The organism is Burkholderia sp. BCC1993, from assembly GCF_905339865.1.
GTDB lineage: Bacteria > Pseudomonadota > Gammaproteobacteria > Burkholderiales > Burkholderiaceae > Burkholderia.
In genome coordinates this window covers 1-529 of the sequence record NZ_CAJPGZ010000068.1, presented here as the reverse complement: position 1 = coordinate 529, position 529 = coordinate 1, and the positions used below count along the sequence as shown (strand labels likewise).

The following is a 529-nucleotide window of genomic DNA, read 5'->3' as shown; positions in this document are numbered from 1 at the left end:
ACTGTCCGACCGCGTGTCGGTGCTGCGCGACGGCTCGTACGTCGGCACGCTCGAGCGCGCATCGCTGTCGGCCGAGCGGCTCGTCGCGATGATGGTGGGCCGCGACATCTCCGGCTTCTACAAGAAGGAACACGCGCCGTACGATCCCGGCCACCTGCTGCTGTCGGTACGCGACATCGCCGACGGCGAGCGCGTGCGCGGCTGCAACCTCGACCTGCATGCGGGCGAGGTGCTCGGCATCGCCGGGCTCGTCGGCGCGGGCCGCACCGAGCTCGCGCGGCTGATCTTCGGCGCGGAGCCGCGCACGCGCGGCGACGTGAAGCTGGGCGAGCGCACGTTCGGCGCACACTCGCCGCGCGACGCGATCGACGCGGGCCTCGTCTACCTGACGGAAGACCGCAAGCGCCAGGGCCTGTTCCTCGACATGAGCGTGCGCGACAACATCAACATCTCCGTATGCAACCGCGATGCGCGGCTCGGCGCGCTCGATCTCGCGCGCGGCGCCACACGCGCGCGCGACGCGATCGCG

The 529-nt window shown here is 71.8% G+C and carries 1 protein-coding gene; it reads left to right on the top strand.

The window, feature by feature from the left end; all coding sequences use genetic code 11:
* On the top strand, positions 1-529 hold a 529-nt coding region (locus U4Y91_RS36600; protein WP_321809131.1), incomplete at both ends, for an ATP-binding cassette domain-containing protein.